At 32.9% G+C, this 19,009-nt stretch carries 12 protein-coding genes; 7 read left to right on the top strand and 5 right to left on the bottom strand.

Going from position 1 to position 19,009, the window contains the following annotated elements; all coding sequences use genetic code 11:
• Positions 1-54 precede the first annotated feature (54 nt).
• The 4 genes from ACNQGG_RS06550 to ACNQGG_RS06535 form a co-directional block, all read right to left on the bottom strand.
• Positions 55-435: a VOC family protein gene (locus ACNQGG_RS06550; protein WP_417962329.1), complete on the bottom strand. Its 381-nt coding sequence runs from the start codon at positions 433-435 to the stop codon at positions 55-57.
• A gap of 53 nt (positions 436-488) precedes the next feature.
• Positions 489-1,355 carry a nucleoside phosphorylase gene (locus ACNQGG_RS06545; protein WP_417962327.1) on the bottom strand — a complete coding sequence of 289 codons (867 nt, stop codon included), beginning with the start codon at positions 1,353-1,355 and terminating at the stop codon, positions 489-491.
• Positions 1,356-1,430: 75 nt separating this feature from the next.
• Entirely contained in the window at positions 1,431-1,760 is a 330-nt protein-coding gene (locus ACNQGG_RS06540) for a translation initiation factor (protein WP_417962325.1), read from the bottom strand.
• Between the two features lie 140 nt (positions 1,761-1,900).
• Complete coding sequence (locus tag ACNQGG_RS06535) at positions 1,901-2,851, bottom strand: isopenicillin N synthase family dioxygenase (protein ID WP_417962323.1); 951 nt, start codon at positions 2,849-2,851, stop codon at positions 1,901-1,903.
• A 174-nt stretch (positions 2,852-3,025) separates the two neighbouring features.
• On the opposite strand from ACNQGG_RS06535, the gene ACNQGG_RS06530 reads away from it, so the two are divergent.
• Positions 3,026-5,002 carry an alpha-ketoacid dehydrogenase subunit alpha/beta gene (locus ACNQGG_RS06530; RefSeq protein ID WP_417962321.1) on the top strand — a complete coding sequence of 659 codons (1,977 nt, stop codon included), beginning with the start codon at positions 3,026-3,028 and terminating at the stop codon, positions 5,000-5,002.
• A 443-nt stretch (positions 5,003-5,445) separates the two neighbouring features.
• Complete coding sequence (locus ACNQGG_RS06525) at positions 5,446-10,293, top strand: DUF8202 domain-containing protein (RefSeq protein ID WP_417962318.1); 4,848 nt, start codon at positions 5,446-5,448, stop codon at positions 10,291-10,293.
• A gap of 364 nt (positions 10,294-10,657) precedes the next feature.
• Here ACNQGG_RS06525 and ACNQGG_RS06520 read toward each other — a convergent pair whose 3' ends face one another.
• Positions 10,658-12,202 (bottom strand): hypothetical protein, encoded by a 1,545-nt coding sequence (locus ACNQGG_RS06520; protein WP_417962316.1) that lies wholly within the window; start codon positions 12,200-12,202, stop codon positions 10,658-10,660.
• 154 nt (positions 12,203-12,356) lie between these two features.
• Here ACNQGG_RS06520 and ACNQGG_RS06515 point away from each other — a divergent pair, with 154 nt between their 5' ends.
• The 5 genes from ACNQGG_RS06515 (at position 12,357) to ilvN (ending at position 18,987) form a co-directional block, all read left to right on the top strand.
• Positions 12,357-13,532 (top strand): 2-isopropylmalate synthase, encoded by a 1,176-nt coding sequence (locus ACNQGG_RS06515; RefSeq protein ID WP_417962314.1) that lies wholly within the window; start codon positions 12,357-12,359, stop codon positions 13,530-13,532.
• A gap of 44 nt (positions 13,533-13,576) precedes the next feature.
• Complete coding sequence (leuB, locus tag ACNQGG_RS06510) at positions 13,577-14,692, top strand: 3-isopropylmalate dehydrogenase (protein ID WP_417962312.1); 1,116 nt, start codon at positions 13,577-13,579, stop codon at positions 14,690-14,692.
• 270 nt (positions 14,693-14,962) lie between these two features.
• Positions 14,963-16,636, top strand: a complete 1,674-nt coding sequence (ilvD, locus tag ACNQGG_RS06505; protein WP_417962309.1) for a dihydroxy-acid dehydratase — start codon at positions 14,963-14,965, stop codon at positions 16,634-16,636.
• A 130-nt stretch (positions 16,637-16,766) separates the two neighbouring features.
• Positions 16,767-18,461, top strand: a complete 1,695-nt coding sequence (gene ilvB / locus ACNQGG_RS06500) for a biosynthetic-type acetolactate synthase large subunit (protein WP_417962307.1) — start codon at positions 16,767-16,769, stop codon at positions 18,459-18,461.
• Between the two features lie 4 nt (positions 18,462-18,465).
• Complete coding sequence (ilvN, locus tag ACNQGG_RS06495; RefSeq protein WP_417962305.1) at positions 18,466-18,987, top strand: acetolactate synthase small subunit; 522 nt, start codon at positions 18,466-18,468, stop codon at positions 18,985-18,987.
• Positions 18,988-19,009 lie beyond the last annotated feature (22 nt).

Raw genomic sequence — 19,009 nt, 5'->3', positions numbered from 1 at the left:
AATATTTCAGGTTTAAAGTCGCATCGAGTTTTTGAAATAGTCAATCAATAATTATCAATCTTTTACTTTCAAATCAGAAATAACAATTCGGAATCCATCAGGATCAAGAAACATTTTTCCGTTTTCATTCCAATATGTATTGTTTGCAGTAATAATTGAAATATTATTAGCTATGAGTCTATTTATAAATTGATTATATTCTGAAATTGTTTTAGAGTAAAGCACTGTAATATCATCTGGATCAAATGTATGATTGGCTTTTGCGTCAGATTGTGTAAATTCAAAATGCCAATCTAGTTTTGGTTTTCCAATAAAAACACCATCATAATTGTTGTGGTTTTGAAAACTTCCAAGACGTTCAAAACCAAGAATATTAACATAAAAATCTTCTATTTTTTCTAAATCGTCGGTGTGTCTTGCAATACGTAAGTTCATGTTTTTATAAATCTGAGATCAAAAGTCGTTAATCTGCATTCTTAAATCAAAAGTTATTTACTCAATTTATCCAGCGTATACGCAATTAATTCATCAACCGCTTTATATGGATCGTCGCTAAATGTTCCCGAAGCCCGATTGGCAATTATTGCGTTTAATGATAATGCATTATGCCCTAAAAGGGTTGAAAGGCCATATATAGCAGCTGTTTCCATCTCTAAGTTTGTGATTTGGTAGTCACCAAATTTAAAATTATCCATTTTAGAATTTAGCTTTTCATCTTGAATATTTAGACGTAACACACGACCTTGCGGACCGTAAAAACCTCCGGCTGTTGCGGTAATTCCTTTGTGTATTTTGTCGCTTTCAATCATTTTTTCCAGAGTCGAAGAACATGAAATTATATAGGGTTTACCTTTTCGCAAATCCCAATTGGTGTGTTTTACAAAAGCATCTTCCATTTCAAGATTTGAAACTTCATCAATCAAATAGGAGCGGAGCATGTTGTCCAAGCCTAATCCAAATTTAGACATCACAAAACTATCCACGGGAATATCAGCCTGCAAAGAACCCGAAGTTCCAATACGGATGATGTTTAATGAAGTTAGCTTTTCTTTTGGTTGACGGGTTTTCAAATCAATATTAACCAAAGCATCCAATTCGTTCATGACAATATCAATATTATCTGGACCGATTCCCGTTGACATCACAGTAATTCTCTTTCCTTTGAAAATTCCGGTTTGGGTTTTGAACTCTCTTTTTTGAGAAGAAAATTCGATACTGTCAAAAAAATGCGTGATTTTTTCGACCCGATTTTGATCCCCTACAAAGATGATATCATGCGCAATATGTTCTGGTTTTAAATTCAAATGGTATACACTACCATCTGGATTTAATATTAATTCTGATGATTGTATCATTATTTTTTTGTTTAAAATTTAAGGTTTAAAGTTGCTCAACTGAGCACTAATTACTGAAAAAGCTGAACACTTTTTCTAGCCTCCAACACGTTTTACTTTAAAGCCTTTTTCTTTTAAAATAATCATGATTTTATCTCGATAATCGCCTTGTATAATGATGGAATCATCTTTGAAAGTTCCACCAACACTTAATTTAGTTTTGATTTCTTTGGCCAAAATTTTAAACTCCTCGTCTGTTCCTTCGTAACCTTCAATTATAGTGGTAGCTTTTCCTTTCCGCTTTTCGAATTTGCAAATCATAGGTTCTTTTTGAACGTATAATTCGTGGGGAACTTGTTCAATTGCTTCTTCAGGCGATAGTTCATGATCCGGAAAAAGGTTTTTTAATTGGTCTTGTAAGTCCATAATTTTAAAATTAATTTTTATTTAAAACTCTTTAGAAATTAAGAATACTAAAGTTCATTTTCTTAATTTCTAAAGAGTAAAAAACAAAAGACATTAAGCATACACTCAATGTCTTTTAGTATTTGACGTAAATTTAAGTTTTATTTTTTAATAAGTCCCAAATCTACTAAACGTTCGTATAAATAAGCTCCTGCAGTAATATCTTCGAATTTTTTTGGATTTTCTGCATCAATACAGCTCTCCAAACAATCCAATTTCATATCACTTACTGGATGCATAAAAAACGGAATAGAATAACGCGAAGTTCCCCATAATTCTCTCGGCGGATTTACCACTTGATGAATCGTAGATTTCAGTTTATTATTGGTGTGACGCGATAACATATCGCCCACATTAATCACTAATTCGTCAGGTTCAGCAATGGCATCAATCCATTCACCATCATGATTTTGCACTTGCAATCCTTTTCCTTGCGCTCCCATCAACAAAGTAATCAAGTTAATGTCGCCATGAGCCGCGGCACGAATTGCATTGGCAGGCTCAGAAGTAATAGGTGGATAGTGAATAGGTCTTAAGATAGAATTTCCGTCTTTGGCATAATTGTCAAAATAAAATTCATCCAAACCAAGATGCAAAGCCAAAGCTCTCAGGACGTAAACGCCTGTTTTTTCCAACATTTGATACGCTTCTTTACCTACAACATTAAAACGAGGCAATTGTTTTACTTCAACATTTTCAGGGTATTCTGAAGCATATTTGGAATCTTTGGATACATATTGTCCAAAATGCCAAAACTCTTTCAAATCTCCTTCTTTCCTGCCTTTAGCATGCTCTGTTCCAAAAGAAACATAGCCTCTTTGTCCGCCAATTCCAGGAATTTCATAACTGCGTTTTGTTTCTAATGGCAAAGTGAAAAAATTTCTGATTTCACCATACAATTCATCAACCAGTTGGTCGTCTAAAAAATGCCCTTTGAGTGCTACGAAGCCAATATCTTCAAATGCACTTCCGATTTCATTTACAAATTTTTGTTTACGTTTCGGGTCGTCCGAAAGGAAATCACGCAAGTCAACACTAGGAATGTTTTGCATACTTTTAAAATATTTTTTATAACTTACAACGTCTAAAAACCTTGCAGATACAAATGTAAAGAATAATTTTATATCTGTATTTTAAAAATTACAAACAAAATAAAAAAATATAACAAAACAACATCAAACTGTTATATTTTTTTATCTTTGAATCATATAATAAAAACCGAAAAAATGACTTTTGACCGAAAAAATCTTACTGACGATCAATTATTAGATTTATATAAAAGAATACTGAAGCCAAGATTGATAGAAGAAAAAATGTTGATACTTATTCGTCAGGGAAAAGTATCCAAATGGTTTTCGGGAATTGGACAAGAGGCTATTTCTGTAGGAGTTACAGCAGTTTTAGATTCTGATGAGTATATTTTACCAATGCATAGAAATCTAGGTGTTTTTACAGGAAGAAACATTCCATTGTACCGATTGTTTTCGCAATGGCAAGGAAAAGCCAATGGTTTTACCAAAGGTCGGGATCGAAGTTTTCACTTTGGAACCCAACAATATAAGATTATTGGAATGATTTCGCATTTAGGACCTCAATTAGGAGTTGCAGACGGAATCGCTTTGGCCAATAAACTCAAGAAAAACGGAAAAGTTACCGCAGTTTTTACTGGCGAAGGTGCTACCAGTGAAGGCGATTTTCATGAAGCTTTGAATATAGCTTCCGTTTGGGAATTACCTGTGATGTTTGTAATAGAGAATAACGGATACGGACTTTCGACACCTACAAATGAGCAATACCGTTGCGAAAACCTAGCCGATAAAGGAAAAGGATACGGAATGGAAAGCCATATTATTGATGGTAATAATATTCTGGAAGTTTTTAATTTGTTATCCGAATTGAAAGCTTCAATGAAAGAAAATCCACGTCCAGTTTTATTGGAATTCAAAACCTTCAGAATGCGTGGACATGAAGAGGCGAGTGGTACTAAATACGTTCCGCAAGAGTTAATGGACATGTGGGCGATTAAAGATCCGGTAGAAAATTATAGAAAATATTTAACTGAAAACGGAATTCTTACAGCCGATTTTGACGCAGCTTTGCATGCTGAAATAAAAAAAGACATTGATGAAAGTTTGGCTGTTGCCAATGCCGAACCTGAGATTGAATCTACATTAAGTGAAGAATTAAATGATGTTTATAAACCATATACATTCGAGCAAGTTAAACCATCTAAGGAAAAAGAAAATATTCGTTTTATAGATGCTATTTCCACCAGTTTGAGGCAATCAATGGAACGACATCCGAACTCGGTTATCATGGGGCAGGATATCGCTGAATATGGTGGTGCTTTCAAAATTACCGATGGTTTTGTAGCGCAGTTTGGAAAAGAGCGGGTTATCAATACACCTATTTGTGAAAGTGCAGTGGTTTCGGTAGGAATGGGATTATCGATTAATGGATACAAAGCGATTGTGGAAATGCAGTTTGCTGATTTTGTTTCAACAGGATTCAATCCAATTGTGAATTTATTAGCCAAATCACATTACCGTTGGTTAGAAAAAGCCGATGTTGTGGTACGGATGCCTTGTGGTGGCGGAACACAAGCAGGACCATTTCATTCGCAAACCAATGAAGCTTGGTTTACTAAAACACCCGGTTTAAAAGTGGTTTATCCGGCATTTCCATTTGACGCGAAAGGGTTGTTAAATACTTCTATAAACGACCCAAATCCGGTATTATTCTTTGAACACAAGCAATTATATAGAAGCCTTTACCAAGATGTTCCTACTGATTATTATACCATTCCATTAGGAAAAGCAGCTCTATTGAAAGAAGGAAATCAGGTTACTGTAATTTCGTTTGGTGCAGCGGTACATTGGGCTTTGGATACTTTAGCAAAAAACCCTGAAATTTCGGCTGATTTGTTGGATTTAAGAACGTTGCAACCTTTGGATAGCGAAGCTATTTTTTCTTCCGTAAAGAAAACAGGAAGAGTGATTATTTATCAGGAAGACAGTATGTTTGGTGGAATTGCCAGTGATATTTCGGCAATGGTAATGGAAAATTGTTTCAAATACCTTGATGCGCCGGTAAAACGAGTGTCAAGTTTAGACACGCCGATTCCGTTTACAAAAGCATTGGAAGATCAATATTTGCCGAAAGGCAGATTCGAAAATGATTTGAAAGAATTATTAGAATACTAGCATTTGAGTCATTTATTGTCTGAAAGAAAATAAAGAGTATCATTAAAAATCAAAGAAAAGTAAATTTAGTAAAAGAAGTTTGACTTTATCTCCAATTTATTTGAGTAATTAGTGTTGCTATAGAACCAACTTAAGTGAAATTTTTGTTGCGTTTTTTTTAAGTGAGAATTAAAAAGGCCTAAAAATAAATCTATTATATTTTAAGAGTCAATTTACATTGAATGGGTTGATAAAAAAGATCAAAAGCAGTTACTTTTTTTTAATTTTAAATAATTCTCCTCTTTAATAATATTAATTATTTTTTTTTAAAACGGTGCTAAAAATGTATTTCGTCGATAAATATTGTGATTGAACGATTAAATTTTGTATTTATGCTTGTTTTTTTATATTATTTTTTTTAATTTTAATGCATCAATTAATTATCATATAATAATGATGCCTATATGAAAAAAAATACTATAAAGAATTTATTACTTGCATTTGTTTTTTTAGTGTCTATTGTAGGTTTTGCGCAAACAGCAACTATTAATGTAAGTTATGGCAGTCCAGCAATAAATATTGTTAATACCGGTTCAGTTAATTTTGGTTTATCTGGAGAAATAGAGTTTTCAGTTAAAAATATTCCTACAGGAGGGAATCCTTCACTAGTTATTCAAAGCATTACTTCAAATGATCCAAGTTTTATAGTATCATCAGTTCCTTTTATTTCTCAAGTCAATATCAAAAAAGGAGAAGTAGGAAAATTTAAAATAAAAAAGACTTCATATAATTGTGGTTCTGGCTCATCAATTATTACGATAGTTACTAATGTTGGAAATTTTAGTTTTACAGTAAACTACAATAATGCGCCATCAATTTCTGTTCTAGGGGGTACGCCAACTCAGCCTATTCCAAATGGACAGACTATTCCTACTTCAATTACAGGTACTTTGTATGGAACAGTTGATGTATTAGGCTCTACAACAAGAACTTATGCTATTGCAAATACGGGTACTTGTCCTTTGACTCTTGGTTCATTAACCTGTTTTACGTACAATCCTCAAACAGGATCCTCTTCACTGGATTTTACGATAATTGCTCTTACAGCATCTACTATTAATCCAGGAGCTGTAGCCTATTTAGTAGTTAGATTTAGCCCACAATCTACTGGTAATAAATCAGCTATAATCTCAATACCAAATAATGATGCAACAAAAAATCCATATACTTTTGTGGTAAGTGGAGAAGGGTATAATCCAAATATAACCGGACCTGGAGGCATAAGTGCTGATTTTAGACTTTGGCTTAAATCCACCAGAGGGATTAACTTAGCTACTGGAACTAAAGTCTCCCTTTGGAAAGATTTGGGGTCATTGGGTAAAGATGCTTCACAAGCTACTGCGGATAATCAACCAACATTTATTGACGCTTCAAGTACTAATATAAATTTTAATCCCGTTGTACAATTTAAAAATGATGGAACTTCAAGTTTTAATCAATTTATGTATAACGCAGAAAACGGATACTATACACATGAAACTTTTATAGTCATGGAACCTGATGGTGCAGTGGGTACTCCCATGACAATCATCTCAGGAACATCCGCTTCAAATCCTTCCTACCCTGCAGTTGCTAATGAACATTCAGGAATTGGATTAGGGGATTTTACTTCTCGTCTATCCAATGAAAAATTATGGTTTAACCAATGGCAAACATCAAGTGCACCTTATTTTACTATTGCTGATGCTTTGGGGGACTATACCAAAGCAGGTATTATAAATACTCGAAATAAAACGGCTACAGTTTCAGATGGAATGGATTTATTGTTTAATTCTAATGATATAGGTAATCAAACTAGTATTAGTTCAAGCCTTACTTATATTAACTTGGGTTATAATGATGCTGGGTTGTGGAAAGGCAGTCCTTATAATATTGGTAAAAATTTAAATGAGCCAACGTACGGTAATCTTAATGGTAGAGTGGCGGAGGTAATTTCGTATGCTTCTCGTGTTCCTGATGCAGATCGTCTTAAGATAGAAACTTATTTAGCCATAAAATATGGTATTACTTTAGGAATAAACGGAACCAGTAAAAATTATGTTGATTCTGGAGGAAACATCATTTGGAATAGTGCAAATAATTCAGGTTTTAACTATAACATTGCTGGTATTGGTAGAAATGTTGGTTCTGATTTATATCAAAAGCAGTCAAAAAGCATTAATAATACCAATGAAGTGACTATAGGTTTGGGTGTTATTGCCGCAACTAATAGTGCAAACATAAATCAATTTAAAAAAGATCGTGATTTTTTAGTTTGGGGTTCTGATAATGGTACTTATACAGCAAGTGGTTCTAACACCACAACAATAGGTAGTGGATTAACTACTTCGACAGTTCGAATTAACAAGAAATGGAAAATTGTTGAAACTAAAAATGATATTGATGGAGATGTTGAAAATGTATTTGTAGGTATTCCAGCGGCTGCTTTTAGTGCATTTCCAAAACTTTCTAATGAAGAATATGCTTTAATTGTCAGTGACAATGCGAATTTTAGCAATGCTGACATTATTGATATAATACCATTAAAATCGGATGGAAACGGCAATTTACAAACCTGGTATGATTTTGATGATACCAAATATTTTACTTTTGGGAAGGCTCTTAGAGTTGAAACAAAACAGTTAGTGAATACTACTTCTAGTGTTATTGACAAAGATTTTTTAGTTGGAGAATATGCCTTGAATTTAAATAGCGGTTCATTTACTGTTGGCTGTTGGATAAGAAATGACGGCTCAAGCACAACTGTTAAAACCATAATTGGCAAAGGAGTCAATTTAGAAATAGTATTAAATGCTCAAAACAAAATAGAAGCATTTTGGGATGGTGTATCACAATTTATTTCAAACACAGCTGTTGCAGACGGGAAATGGCATAATATCGTTGCTGTTTATTATTTGGGGAGTGTGGATTTATACATAGACGGAGTTATAGAATCTTCTATTTTTAATCTTCAAAATCCATCACCAAATTTTTCCAGATTTTCTATTGGTGCGCTTTATATTGATAAAAATAATATTGTTAATCCATTTATAGGAGAGATTGACGAGGTTCAAATTTGGGATTTGGCGTTATCATCAGATCAGATAAATTATTTAATGAACCAGGAATTTGTGAAGTATACAGACAATACTGTAAATGGGAAAATAATACCACAATATATCACTAAGAATTCAGTTAAAACAATTCCTTGGACTAAACTTAAAGCTTATTATGATTTTAATTCCTTTTATGGTACCACTGTGGAGGGATTAACGGATGATCGTAATTTCTTGAGAATTAAGTATTTAAATAAAAGCAAGCAGATTCTAAATGTTCAAACCGCACCATTACCCTATGAAACTGTTGCAGATGGTTTATGGAGCAGTCCAGCTATTTGGAAAAACGGTTCCTTACAAACTATACCCAACGATAATTCTATAGTAAATCAAACTCCACAGCCGATAGTAAATGGAAATATTGTTAAAATATTTAATAATGTTGAATCAACAGGGAACAAAACCCTTTTAGGATTATTTGTTGAAGGTACAGATACCGTAACCTATAAAACGTTATTGGCTAGTAATAACACTAAAATTGAGATTTCTAATTATTTAAAATTAGATGGTTTAATTGACTTGAAAGATCGTTCCCAATTAGTTCAAACTCTTAATAGCGAACTTGACCCAACAAGTAAAGGCTTTGTAAAAAAAAACCAACAAGGAACTAGTAATAAATATAATTATAATTATTGGTCTTCTCCTGTAGGACCTATAAACGGCAGTTCTAATAATAATGGATATAGCGTAAATGATATATTTAAAGATGGTTCGACAACTACTCCTCAAGATATAAATTGGGTTAGTGGTTATGATGGTAATCAAACCATACCAATAAGTTTAGCAAGATATTGGTTGTATAAATTTCAAAATGGAACAGAATATGCCGATTGGATACATTTTAATGAAATCACCGACCAAATTCTTCCTTCTCAAGGATTTATATTTAAAGGTGCAGGAGCAGTAGACTCCAGTAATTTAATAACTCAAAATTATACGTTTATAGGGAAACCATTTAATGGGCTAATTAATGGTAATTCTGTTTTGGCGGATAACTTATTTTTGGTAGGTAATCCTTATCCATCGGCTTTAGATGCTTTTGCATTTATAAATGATAATATTAATACCATTGATGGCGAAATTACAGGGGAACTTTATTTTTGGCAGCATTCTCCAGAAAATAATACTCATCTACTCGCAGGGTATACAGGTGGCTATGCTACATTAACTTTAACTGGAGGAACACCGCCAGTAGTTCCGGTAGGAATTATGGGACTTGGTACTAGTACTAAATTAGCATATCAATATATTCCTGTTGGTCAAGGTTTTTTTGTATCAGGAAAACCAGGGATAGTTGGATCTGTACCTATTGTATTTAATAATAATCAACGGGCTTTTGTTAAGGAAAATGACATAGACGATTTAGCTGCACCAATTTCTAACACATTGTTTAAAACAATCCCAAAAAAAAATAAAAAAACAGCTCTTGTTGAACGCTTCAATGATAATAGTAATGATATAGTTTACAATAATTATAATGCAAAAATTCGATTAGGTTTTAATACAGCTAATAATTATCACAGACAATTATTAATTGGTTTTATGGATGATTTAGCAACTGATGGAGTGGATAAAGGTTATGATGGGTATCAAATAGATACGCAAGCGAACGATTTATATTTTCTAATTGATGATTTTGAATATACTATTCAAGGTGTTGGCTCATTTGATACTAGTAAAGTGTATCCATTAGGAATAAAGACTGATAGGATTGGGAAAATTCAATTTACTCTTGATAGTGCAGAATTCTTACCTCCAAATCAAAATATATATATTCATGATAAAGAAACTTCAGTTTACTATGATATTACAGAAAAAGCAGCGGAAGTTAATTTGCCGGTTGGAACTTACAACACTCGTTTTGAATTAACTTTTCAAACTGACAAAACGTTAGCAATAAGACAAAATGAATGGACAGAATCAATGTTTGTGATTTACAATAATGAGATAAAAAAGAAATTGTTTATTAGTAAAAATATTTCAATAGATATTAAAGAAATCGCAATCTACAACATCATTGGTCAGCAACTTAGTACTTTGAAAAAAATTCCAAATGTTAATACAGTAGAAATTCCATTTAATGTACAAAAGGGTGTTTATTTAATAAAAATAATTACCGATAAAGGTATAATCAGTAAAAAAGTATTAAAACAATAATTTCATCGTTGAAGAGATTAACTAATTATTCCATAAAGAATAAGGTTTAGTGCTAATCTAATACCTTTTTTCAAACAAATGAAACTAAAAAACTGATAAATTCTATATAAAAGAATTCTAAAAAATAGAAAACATTAATTTGTTGATATTCGATGATTTTCTATTATGGGCTATTGAATAAGAAAAAAATAAAAACTGATGAATGAATCGAAAAATAGGATTAAAGAAAATGAACTATTTTTATTTTACAGCTTGCCATAAAAAATGGGTATCATTTTAATCAAATAAAAAATGATTATCTGAGATTAAATACTTTTAAAGATGAGTCCAGTCAGACGGAAGGGAATAAAAGAAAACTTAAATCTTATCGATTACTCAATTTCGCTTTTTCCTTTATGATATCGCTTATTTTACGATTTTCGATTTTGCTTTCGAGCCAAGAGATAATATCAAGATAAAGAAACGCTCTTTTTTCGTAGGTGTTTTTTTCTAATTCGATAAATCGCTCTCTCATTTTTACAAACTCTTTTTTGATATCACCAGGATAAATGGAGTTTAAGTTCTTCATAAATCGCATGATTTCCTTTTGAACTTCATGCAAATCATTCATTTTTAATAAAAACTTATAGGTGTTTTTTAATTGGTTTTCCAAGTAATAATCTTTTCCTAATTCATAATGGGCGATCAGGCAAAGAATTCGAGAAAAACACATTAAATCTTCCCTCATCGTTAGATTTTTGTTGTTTATGATTTTCTCTAAATAAAAAATACATTCATTATATTTTTCGTTACCAAAATAAATTGATGCAATTTTATAATAAAACAACATTTCGTGATGTTCATCAAGATGCTCACTATGTAGTTTTAACTTTTCTAAAATTTCAGGGATTAAGTATTCACTTTCGGCAAAAGTGCCTTCTAAAATATGATAATTCAATTTGTTATTATACAAATATAAGAATGATAAAGAAGCAATATTATCATTCACCGGAAAGCGAGGATCTTTAATAGTTTCTTCTAATAAAACCAAATATTTTTTAAAATTTGATTTGTATTTGAGCATATATAAAGATTCCAGCAAATAATGGTTTCCTTTAAGGAAAAAAACGGGATTGAGATAAATCATATTGGGGTTGTCATAAAAGAGATTGACCCATTTATAGGCATATTTATAGCTGGCTAAAAAGTCCTGTACTAAAAAGCTATGCCAAAGATTGGCATTGTAAAACCAGTATTTTTCTCGAAATCCAAATTTTTTCTCATCGAATTTAGAAATATGTTTGTTGAAATAGTCGTCTATATATTTGTACTCCTCGTCACTTTTTACATAACCCGTTTTGAGCATAATACCATATAGTTGCAGGGATAAATTCGATAATTTGCTGGAAATAGTATTACGATAATTCAACTCCTTCGCCTGAATAACTAACTCATCAGCGCGTCCTTGAATACTTCGGGTAATATATTGCGATTCAATTAGTTTTTCGAATTCTACAATCTCATATGCCATGAGTTTTTCATCATTTTCTAAAGCCAGAATCTTCGTTTTATCCAAGATTTTTAAGCTTTGCTTGTACAAGCCTTTATTATATAGTATCGCCGCAAAATCAATTTGTTCTCTAAGCTGATACCTAATGTTTTGACTCGGAATATTCAATCGAATACTTACTAAAATTTGTTTATATAAATAGGATTTTAAATTGGATAATTGTACTTTTTTAATAATACCACTTTTCAAGATAAGTTTCTCATCATACACTTCTGATTTGTCTAAAATGTTGAATAATTCGATGAATTTTGTATTTGAACTTGTCTCGAGTCGGCTCGCAAAAATCTTAAATTGTCTTTTTTCAGACTTTGAAAGGGATTTTATTAATACAAATAAGAAATCTTTTTGATGGTTAGCCATTGTAATATATTGTAGCTTAATTAATTGTAAATCAATTACTTATAAAGTATTAATTCTCTTTATAAGCAGTATATTTCGTTAAAATGAGTTTTATATTAAAGTAATGAAATATAAATTTGTTATCGAGATGTGAAATTACATTAAATAAATGAAAATGAATAGAGAGAAAGTTCAAATTTTTGATACCACTTTACGAGATGGAGAACAGGTCCCAGGATGTAAATTAGATACCAATCAAAAACTCGTTATAGCCAATCGCTTAGACGAAATGGGTGTTGACATTATTGAAGCTGGTTTTCCTGTTTCTAGTCCAGGTGATTTTTTGTCTGTTTCTGAAATTAGTAAGATTGTAAAAAATGCAACTGTTTGTGGTTTAACCAGAGCAGTAAAAAATGATATTGATGTTGCTGCAGCTGCCTTAAAACATGCTAAAAAACCGCGTATTCATACTGGAATCGGAACTTCAAATTCACATATAATACATAAATTAAATACTACAAGAGAAGATATTATCGCCAGAGCGAAATTTGCAGTTTCACACGCCAAATCGTATGTTGAAGATGTAGAATTTTATGCTGAAGATGCTGGTAGAACTGATAATGATTTCTTGGCAAGAGTTTGTGAAGAAGTTATAAAATCAGGTGCTACTGTACTTAATATTCCTGATACTACAGGATATTGCTTACCGGAAGAATATGGAGCAAAAATAAAATACCTAAAAGAAAATGTAAAAGGTATTGAAAATGTTATTCTTTCTTGTCATTGTCATAATGATTTAGGAATGGCAACTGCTAATTCTATTGCTGGTGCAGTAAACGGTGCAAGACAAATAGAATGTACTATAAATGGAATAGGAGAGAGAGCCGGAAACACTGCACTTGAAGAAGTGGTAATGATCTTCAAACAACATCCTTATTTAAATCTATATACTGATATCAATACGAAACAGTTGAACGAAATGAGTCGTTTGGTTTCTGAAAGTATGGGAATGATGGTGCAGCCCAATAAAGCGATTGTTGGCGCTAATGCTTTTGCACACAGTTCAGGAATTCATCAGGACGGTGTGATTAAAAACAGAGCAACTTATGAAATCATGGATCCTTTGGATGTTGGTGTCAATGAGTCTTCAATCGTTCTTACTGCGAGAAGTGGTAGAGCAGCATTGGCATACAGAGCAAAAAAGGTAGGATATGAACTTACTAAAGTGCAATTAGATATAGTCTATGTTGAGTTCTTAAAATTTGCCGATATCAAAAAAGAAGTTTTAGATGATGATATTCATCAAATTATTGAAGCTTGTAAAATACAAAGCGATTTAATAAGAAGCTAATAAAAGAACTATTTACAATAGTATAATTATACAAAAAATAAACCATGAATTTAAAAATAGCAGTATTGCCAGGAGACGGAATAGGGCCAGAGGTGACCTTACAGGCAAAGAAAGCTTTATATGCTATAGGTGTAGTGTATGATCATGAATTTGTTTTTGAAGATGCTCTTATGGGAGCTGTTGCGATAGATAAAACAGGAAACCCTCTTCCGGAGCAAACGCTTAATCTTTGTATTAATACGGATGCAGTTTTGTTTGGCGCTATTGGTGATCCCAAATACGACAACAATCCTAGCGCTAAAGTTCGTCCGGAGCAAGGTTTATTAAAATTGAGAAAAGAATTAGGTCTTTTTGCAAATATCCGGCCTATAAAACCATATAAATCATTATTGGATTCTTCTCCTTTGAAGAGAGAAATTATCGAAGGTGCAGATTTTACTATTTTCAGAGAACTCACCGGAGGTGTTTATTTTGGGGAGAAAAAATTGAACGATGCTGGTACAATAGCTTCTGATTTATGCGAATATTCAGAAGAAGAAATCACCAGAATTACTCATTTGGCTTTTAAAGCGGCACAAAACAGACGTAAAAAAGTAACGATGGTGGATAAAGCCAATGTACTTGAAACTTCTCGATTATGGAGAAATGTAGTGAAAAAAGTTAGCGAAAATTATCCTGATGTACTATTGGATTTTCTTTTTGTTGATAATGCTGCAATGCAAATCATCTTAAATCCAAAACAATTTGATGTCATTTTGACCGAAAATTTATTTGGAGATATATTATCTGATGAAGCTAGTGTTATTACAGGTTCTATAGGATTATTGGCTTCGGCATCATTAGGAAATAAAAATGCACTTTTTGAACCCATTCATGGTTCTTATCCGCAGGCAAAAGGAAAAAACATAGCAAATCCAATTGCTTCCATATTATCTGCAGCAATGCTTTTAGAACATTTTGGACTTCATAAAGAAGCAAAAAAAGTCTATGAAGCAGTAGAAAAAGCGATTGAATATAATGTGGTGACAATAGATTTGAAAGCAGATTCAAAATTTGGTACAAATGAAGTTGGAGACTTTATTTCGAATGTCATTTTAAGTAAAGACGATTTATATTTTAAAAGTGATAATGTCCAAATAGGACAATCGACTATTGTTTAATAAAACAATGATCAAAATGCATTTAATAATTGAAAAGTGCTTATAATTTTAAGGTTCTATTTTTTTGTTCTATTTGTTTTTCATACTTTTGAAACAAATAAAAAAAATGAAAATCGGAACTATTATTTATTCAATTATTAATGTCAATGTGGTAATCACATATGCAACAGGAATGGTATAGATATAATTAAAAAAATATTTAAAACCTTCCAATAATTTTGGAAGGTTTTTTTTTGGAATAAATTAAAAAAATAGAGAAACAATCATATAATGGAATTAAACAAATACAGCAAAATAATCACGCAAGATGAAACACAACCAGCTTCTCAAGCCATGTTGTACGGAATTGGATTAACTGAAGAAGATCTTAAAAAAGCGCAGGTAGGAATCGTGAGTATGGGCTACGATGGAAACCCTTGCAATATGCACTTAAACGATTTGGCTAAAGATATTAAGACAAGCGTCTGGGCATCAGATTTAGTTGGTTTGATTTTTAATACGATTGGTGTAAGTGACGGTATTTCAAATGGGAATGACGGAATGCGTTTTTCTTTGGTTTCCCGTGATGTAATTGCAGATTCTATTGAAACTGTTATGGGTGCACAATGGTACGATGGTATGATTGCTGTTCCAGGTTGTGATAAAAATATGCCAGGAGCCTTGATGGCTATGGGTAGAGTAAATCGCCCTTCCATTATGGTATATGGAGGTTCGATTCATCCTGGGAAATGGAAAGGTGAAGATTTGAATATTGTTTCAGCTTTTGAAGCATTAGGGAAAAAATTCAACAATACTATTACACCTGAAGATTTTAAGGGTGTGATACAAAATGCTTGTCCAGGTGCAGGTGCGTGTGGAGGAATGTACACAGCTAATACAATGTCATCAGCGATTGAAGCATTAGGAATGAGCTTGCCTTACAGTTCCTCTAATCCTGCTTTGAGTCCAGAAAAGAAAAAAGAATGTGCTGATGCTGGTCGCGCCATCAGAATATTACTAGAAAAAGATATTAAGCCTAGAGATATTATGACTCGTAAAGCATTTGAAAATGCGATTACAATAGTGGCTGTCTTAGGTGGTTCTACGAATGCAGTTATGCACTTAATTGCAATGGCACATTCAGTAGGCGTTGATCTTACATTGAAAGATTTCCAAGACATTAGTGATAAAACACCCTTGCTTGCTGACTTGAAACCAAGTGGGAAATACTTAATGGAAGACTTACATAATGTAGGTGGTGTTCCGGCAGTAATGAAATATTTATTGAAAGAAGGTTTTTTACATGGCGATTGTTTAACGGTAACCGGAAAAACAATTGCTGAGAACTTAGCTTCAGTTGCTGATTTACATGATGGTCAAGAAGTTATTCATGAAATCCAAAAAGCATTAAAAGCTACTGGAAATATTCAAATTCTATACGGAAACTTAGCTTCAGAAGGTTGTGTGGCTAAAATTAGCGGAAAAGAAGGAGAATTTTTTGAAGGTACAGCAGTAGTCTATGAAAATGAAAAAGATGTAATTAAAGGAATACAAGGAGGCGAAGTTAAGCCTGGAAACGTAGTGATCATTCGGTACTGCGGTCCAAAAGGTGGCCCGGGTATGTCTGAAATGTTAAAACCAACATCTGCCATTATGGGAGCTGGGTTAGGAAGTACTGTCGCTTTGATTACTGACGGACGTTTCTCTGGAGGTTCTCACGGTTTTGTGGTAGGACACGTTACTCCCGAAGCCTATGAAGGTGGAGGAATTGCATTGATAGAAAACGGTGATGTTATTACCATTGATGCTGTGAAAAACACCATCAATATGAAAATATCTGATGCAGAATTTGCCGAAAGAAAAGCCAACTGGGTTCAACCAGAATCACCAATTAAACAAGGAGTTTTACTTAAATATATGCGTTCGGTCTCCAGTGCCTCTGAAGGATGTGTAACCGATAAATAATCCCCTAACTCCCGAAAGGGAAAATAGGGTTGGACTTTTATTTTAAAAGTAAAAAATAGGAATACTATATCAATCTCGGCTTCCTCTCTTATGGAGAAGGTGGTGGGGAGGAAAAATAATAAACGTACCCATGGGAACAAATAAAATATCAGGCGCAGAAGCCGTTATTAGATGCTTATTAGAAGAAGGAGTAGACTTGGTTTATGGTTATCCAGGAGGTGCCATAATGCCTGTTTACGACGAATTATATAAATTCCAAGATCAATTACAGCATGTGTTAGTACGTCACGAACAAGGTGCAACTCACGCGGCTCAGGGATATGCAAGAGCAACAGGAAAAGTTGGAGTTGCCATAGCGACTTCAGGTCCTGGAGCAACAAATCTTGTAACCGGTATTGCTGATGCTCAAATTGATTCTACTCCAATGGTTTGTATCACAGGTCAGGTAGGAAAACATTTATTGGGTTCAGATGCATTTCAGGAAACCGATATTATCGGAATTTCGACTCCGGTTACCAAATGGAATTATCAAATTACCGAGGCACATGAAATACCAGAAATCATTGCTAAAGCTTTTTTTATTGCAAAATCTGGTCGTCCGGGTCCCGTATTGATTGATATTACAAAAAATGCGCAATTTGACGAAATTGAATTTAGTTATAAAAAATGTACCAGCATTAGAAGTTACAACCCAAAACCGACTTTAGATATTGAAAAAGTTAAAAAGGCTGCGGAATTAATTAATAATGCAAAAAAACCATATATTGTTTTTGGTCAGGGAATTATTCTTGGCGAAGCCGAAGAACAATTAAAAGCATTAGTTGAAAAATCAGGAATTCCTGCTGCTTGGACTATTTTAGGACTTTCGGCATTGCCAACTGATCACCCATTGAATGTGGGAATGTTAGGAATGCACGGAAATTATGGTCCTAATTTGTTGACTAATGAATGTGATGTTTTGATCGCCCTTGGAATGCGTTTTGATGATCGTGTTACAGGAAATTTAGCTACTTATGCAAAACAAGCCAAAGTAATTCACTTTGAAATTGATCCTGCCGAAATAGATAAAAATGTTAAAACAACTGTCGCTGTTTTAGCTGATGTCAAAGAATCATTGACTGCCTTACTTCCTTTTATAAAAAATAATACACATGAATCTTGGCACAATGAGTTCAAGGAAATGTATAAAATTGAATTGGAAGCAGTAATCAATGAGGAGTTAAAACCTAAGAAAGAAGGAATTTCTATGGGAGAAACTATTGAAATGATTAACAAACATTCTAAAGGTGACGCAATTATGGTTTCGGATGTGGGACAACACCAAATGTTTGCTTGTCGTTATGCCAAATTCAATTCTACAAAAAGTAACGTAACTTCGGGTGGTTTAGGAACTATGGGATTTGCTTTACCGGCTGCTATTGGTGCCAAAATGGGAATGCCAGAACGTGAAGTGGTCGCTATTATTGGTGATGGTGGTTTTCAAATGACCATTCAGGAATTAGGAACCATTTTTCAAACTAAAGTTCCAGTGAAAATTGTAGTCTTGAACAATGAATTTTTAGGAATGGTACGTCAGTGGCAACAATTGTTTTTTGATAAAAGATATGCTTCTACGGAGATGATTAATCCAAATTTTATAGCGATTGCTGAAGGCTATTATATTAAAGCTAAAAAAGTGACCAAAAGAGAAGATTTAGATGCTGCCGTTGCTGAAATGATGGCTTCAAAAGAATCTTATTTCCTTGAAGTTATGGTAGAAAAAGAAAATAATGTATTCCCAATGATTCCAACAGGAGCATCGGTTTCTGAGATGAGATTAAGTTAATATTATGGAAAATAAAACATTCACCATTTCTGTTTATTCAGAAAACAACGTTGGCTTATTAAACAGAATATCAGGAATATTCTTGAAACGCCATATCAATATTTTAAGTTTAAATGTATCCGAATCAGAAATAGAAAATGTTTCCAGATTCATCATTGTAGTAGATACAACTGAAAAGTGGGTACAAAATATTGTAGGCCAAATCGAAAAACAAATCGAAGTAATCAAAGCCTTTTATCATGTTGATGAAGAAACTATTTTCTTAGAAAGTGCTTTGTTCAAAATAAATTCGAGTTTATTATTTGACGAAAGACAAATACAAAATATTATTAAAGAAAGTCATTCAGAAATTGTTACCGTATCAAGAGACTTTTTTGTGATTTCAAAATCAGGAAGACGCTCTGAGATTGAAGAACTATATGAAAAATTAAAACCTTTCGGAATCATGCAGTTTGTACGTTCAGGGAGAATATCGGTTTCCAAAGAAAAAATGGAAATATCAACATTATTAGAAGAGTTTAAATAGAATTCATTTTGCAATAACACTT

This window comes from Flavobacterium esculini (assembly GCF_048284325.1).
In the GTDB taxonomy this organism is placed as follows: domain Bacteria; phylum Bacteroidota; class Bacteroidia; order Flavobacteriales; family Flavobacteriaceae; genus Flavobacterium.
The sequence above is the reverse complement of the archived record's forward strand: the minus strand, read 5'-3'. Positions and strand labels throughout refer to the sequence as shown.